Raw genomic sequence first — 4690 nt, forward strand, 5'->3', positions numbered from 1 at the left:
GCCAGAGGGGGGTGCTGTCCCGCCGACATCTGACCGACCTCCTCGCCGCAGCGGCGATCAAAGCAAAATGCAGTTCATGCATCAGCGACCATCCCCAATTGACCCCGACCGCCATCTGCCCGAAGTGTAGCGCCCCATGGCCACACACGCTCCACCCAAACCCACCGAAACACCCCTCACCTTCGCCGTGTTGGTCTTCCCCGGCTTTCCGATGATGGCGTTCAGCTCGGTCATCGAGCCGCTGCGCGCCGCCAATGTCTTGGCCAAGCGGCAGTGCTATCGCTGGATCATTGTCGGGGCTACCCAAGGCCCGGTCGAGGCCTCGAACGGCGTCGTCATCCAGCCGGGGTTCTATGCCGAGGACGCGCCGAAGGTCGACCGCATCGTCGTCTGTTCGGGCGGAGATGCCGATCACCTGGTCGCCGAGGACGCAGCACACTGGATCCGCAAGAGCCTGCGCAATGGCGCCCATATCGGCGCGGTGGCGGATGCGGCGTTCTTCCTGGCGCGGGCCGGGCTGCTCGACGGCCATGCCTGCACCTTGCACTGGACCAGCCAGGCCGCCTTCACCGAGGCCTTTCCCAACATCGAACTGCGGCGCGACCTCTATGTCATCGACCGCAAGCGTTTTACCTCGGCCGGCGGCGTCGGCAGCCTCGACATGATGCTGGAGATCATCACCCGCGACTACGGCGCCGAGCTTGCCGCCGGCGTCGCCGAATGGTTCGTGCACAGCCAGCTGCGCTCCAGCATCGACCGCAAGATGATGCCCTTGCGGCTGCGCACCGGCGTCCGCAACGAGCTGGTGCTGTCGGCCATCGCCATCATGGAGGATGCGGTGGAAGAGCGGCTCGGCATGGCCGAGCTGACCGCGAAGCTCGGCGTCTCCTCCGACAAGCTCGAACGCAGCTTTCGCTCCGAACTCGCCATCTCGCCCAATGGCTATTACCGGCGGCTACGGCTGAAGCGCGCCGCCGATCTCTTGGCGCACTCGACGCTCGCCGTGCGCGACGTCGCGCTGGCCTGCGGCTTCGCCTCGATGTCGAGTTTTGCGCGGGCTTTTCGCGAGGAGCATGGCCATCCGCCGAAACTGGCGAGGAGGCATTAGCTCGCGCTCGCTGACGCGATGAGACGTTGGCGGGACAGCGCCCCCCTCTGTCCTGCCGGACATCTCCCCCACACGGGGGGAGATCGGCTGTCACCACCGCTTTCGCCAATCTCCAGCGTCGAAGAAGGGGCGCGGCTCCCGACGCTGCCAATCTCCCCCCTCGTGGGGGAGATGCCCGGCAGGGCAGAGGGGGGCGCGAAGGAACGCGACGCAACTCATTGACAGCGGCATCCTGCACAACAAACGCGGTTTTCCGCACAATCCATCCGCCCCCCTTGCGCCATGCTCAGACCTCGCAACCCACCCAAGGCCAGGCACCCCATGAGCATCGTCGTATTCGACCCCGACAGCACCGAGGACGTGGACTTCAAGGACCGCATGCGCCACCCCGCGGCGGCCGATCCGGCCGGCGGCATGTGGCTGTCGGACACCGAGCCGTCCTTCATCGACGCCGACGCCTTGCGAAAAGGCCGGCTGGCAAAACTGCGCGGCTGGATGCGCGAGGCCGGCTATGGCGGCGTGGTGCTGTTCGACCCCTACAACCAGCGCTACGCCACCGGCTCGCGCAACATGTTCGGCTATTTCCTGCGCAACTCGACCCGCTATTTCTTCATTCCGACCGAGGGGCCGATCGTGCTGTTCGAATATCCGCAGAGCTACCATGTCTCGATGGTGCTCGACACGATCGACGAGGCGCGTCCTTCCAAGCTGGTCTGGTCGTCGGTGTCAGGCCGCGACGACGAGACCGCCGGGCCCTTCGCCGACGAGATCGCCGAGCTCCTGAAAAAGCATGGCGGCGGCTCGATGAAGCTCGGCCTCGACCGCTGCAGCCATCTGCAGGCGCTGGCGCTGGAAAAGCGCGGCTGCGAGGTCCGCGATTGCCAGGGCGAGATCCTGGCGGTGCGCGCGGTCAAGACGCCGGAGGAAGTCAAATGCCTGCAGGTGTCGATGGCCGGCGCCGAGGCCGCCGTCTATGCGGTGCGCGAGGCGATCAAGCCCGGCGTCTCCGAAAACGACCTGTTCGCCATCATGTATGGCGAGGTCATCCGCCAGGGCGGCGAGTTCATCGAGACGCGGTTGCTCACCTCCGGCCAGCGCACCAATCCGTGGTTCAACGAGGCCAGCGGCCGCAAGATCCGGCCCGGCGAGTTGCTGGCGCTCGATACCGACACGATCGGCTGCTACGGCTATTATTCCGATTTCTCGCGCACCTTCCGCTGCGGGCCGGGCAAGCCGACCCCCTACCAGAAGTCGCTCTACCGCATGGCGCACGACCAGGTTCAGCACAACATTTCGATCGTCAAACCCGGGATGGCGTTTCGCGAGATTGCCGAGAAGGCGTGGAAGATCCCGGACCGCTTCGTGGACCAGCGCTACACCTCGGTCATGCACGGCGTCGGCATGCATGGCGAAACGCCGTTCATCGCGCACGCCATGGACTACGAGACCTATGGCCGCGACGGCCATATCGTGCCAGGCATGGTGGTGAGCGTCGAAAGCTATATCGGCGAAAAGGGCGGCCGCGAGGGCGTCAAGCTGGAGGACGAGATCCTGATCACCGACACCGGCATCGAACTCCTGTCGCGTTTTCCCTATGAGGATGAGTTTCTGGAGACGCAGGTTTGATACTCGCCGACTGCCACCACGCCGTCGTCATCCTAGGGCGAAGCAAGGAGCGAAGCGACGCGGCGCAGACCCTAGGATCCATGCCGCGACTCCGACGCGTCGCCACGGTGCTGAATTCTGCTCCGCTGCACCCTCTACTCCGCCCGTGGATGACGAAGCTGGGGAGGCGCCGGCCAATCATCGCCGCTTGCGCCATCCCGCTGAACGGGGCGACGTCGACCCTGAACCCAGGCGCACTCGCATGAAAACCCCCATCGCCATCAAGCGCGGCACGGTGGCCGCGATCTTCATCGACCTGCAGGAAGAACACCGGCAGGATCCGCGCTACCTCGTCGACGGCTACGCAACGATCCTCGCCAACGTCCAACGCCTGCAGGCGGCGGCGCGCGCTAACCACGTGCCGCTCTACCACTGGGCCTACATCGTCGATCTCGACAAGCAGGATCGCCCCTTTCATCCGGTCGGTGAGGACGGCAAGTCGGCCTTTTCCGACAAGAGCGATCCGCTGACCGAGATCTGCCGTGAGGTGGCGCCGATCAAGGGCGAGGCGCTGCTGGTCAAGGCCGAGGCCAGCGCCTTCCGCTCGGGGCCGGCGGCCCGCGACATCAAGTCGGCCGGCATCGAATGGCTGGTTGTGTCGGGCGTGTGGACCGAGGCCTGCATCGACGCCACGGTCAAGGATGCGGTGGCGAAAGGCTTTCGCGTGCTGCTGGTCAAGGATGCCTGTGGCAGCGGCAGCGCGGCCATGCACCAGACCGGCATAATCAACCTCGCCAATCGGCTCTATGGCGGCGCCGTCACCGACACCGACGGCGCCTGCCGGCTGCTGGCCGGCGAAACCGTCACCGCCTGGCAGGTCGAAGGCTCGGTGCCGCTGCGCTTCACCTTCGACAACGCGGCCGCACTCTACGCCGATCTATGACGGCGGAAAGCATGACTCGCGGCAAATACGAAACCCGGCTCGATCCGGCCCTGTGGGCCTATATCGACGCCGTCAACGCCTGGTATCCGCCTGAAATCCTCGGCCTGCCGATCGACAAGCAGCGCGCCGTCTATGACCGGATGAGCCGGGCCTTCCACCAGGGCCGCCCGCCCGGCGTCAAGGCCAGCGACGGCCTGATCGCCGCCGCCGGCCGCGACATCCCGGTCCGCCGCTACCACCGCGCCGGCAAGGCCGCGCGGGCCATGGTGATCTACTACCACGGCGGCGGCTTCATCCTTGGCGGGCTGGAAAGCCATGACGACATCTGCGCCGAGCTCTGCGCCGGCACCGGTTTCGACGTGCTGTCGGTCGACTACAGGCTGGCGCCCGAGCATGTGCATCCGGCCGCCTTCGACGATGCCGTCACCGCCTTCGAATGGGCGGCGGCGACCACTGATCTGCCGCTGGTGCTGTGCGGCGAAAGTGCGGGCGGCAACCTCGCCGCTGGTGTGGCGCAGGCGACGCGCAGGCACCCCCGCGCAGCCATCGGCCAGGTGCTGATCTATCCCGAACTGGGCGGCGACGAGCGCGCCGGCTCCTACATCGAGCACGCCGAAGCGCCGCTGCTGTCGCTGCACGACATCGCCTTCTACCGCGACGTCCGCTCGGCCAAGCGGCAATCACTGGACGATCCGACCTTCTCGCCATTGCGCGACCGCGACTTTTCCGACCTGCCGCCGACGGTGATCGTCACCGCCGAGTGCGACCCGCTGTCGTCGGATGGCGAGACCTACCGCGACCGGATTGTTTCCGCCGGCGGCAAGGCGTGGTGGCACGAGGAGAAGCGCCTCGTGCACAGCTTCCTGCGCGCCCGAACGACTGTGCCGGCCGCCGCGGAGGCGTTTGCGCGGATCGTGGCGGCGGTGGCAGCGCTGGGCCGGGGTGATTGGCCGTATTGACCTTTCAAGACCTCCTCGCCTCGCTTCGCAGGGACGAGGAGACCTTGAGAGGTCGGCGGGACAGCACCCCCTCTG

The 4690-nt window shown here is 66.5% G+C and carries 4 protein-coding genes; all 4 read left to right on the top strand.

What is annotated here, in order from left to right:
• The first annotated feature begins 136 nt into the window (after positions 1–136).
• The 4 genes from FCU66_RS38995 to FCU66_RS39020 all read left to right on the top strand — a co-directional run bounded on the left by FCU66_RS38995 (position 137) and on the right by FCU66_RS39020 (position 4615).
• Positions 137–1108: a GlxA family transcriptional regulator gene (locus FCU66_RS38995; protein ID WP_136620315.1), complete on the top strand. Its 972-nt coding sequence runs from the start codon at positions 137–139 to the stop codon at positions 1106–1108.
• Positions 1109–1429: 321 nt separating this feature from the next.
• Complete coding sequence (locus tag FCU66_RS39005) at positions 1430–2734, top strand: M24 family metallopeptidase (protein WP_136620314.1); 1305 nt, start codon at positions 1430–1432, stop codon at positions 2732–2734.
• Positions 2735–2975: 241 nt separating this feature from the next.
• Positions 2976–3656, top strand: coding sequence for an isochorismatase family protein (locus FCU66_RS39015; RefSeq protein ID WP_136620312.1), 681 nt, complete (start codon positions 2976–2978; stop codon positions 3654–3656).
• An 11-nt stretch (positions 3657–3667) separates the two neighbouring features.
• On the top strand, positions 3668–4615 hold the full coding sequence (locus FCU66_RS39020; RefSeq protein ID WP_136620311.1) for an alpha/beta hydrolase: 948 nt from the start codon (positions 3668–3670) through the stop codon (positions 4613–4615).
• The last annotated feature ends 75 nt before the right edge of the window (positions 4616–4690 follow it).

Origin of the sequence: Mesorhizobium norvegicum, from assembly GCF_004919685.1 — a bacterium.
Classification (GTDB): domain Bacteria; phylum Pseudomonadota; class Alphaproteobacteria; order Rhizobiales; family Rhizobiaceae; genus Mesorhizobium; species Mesorhizobium norvegicum.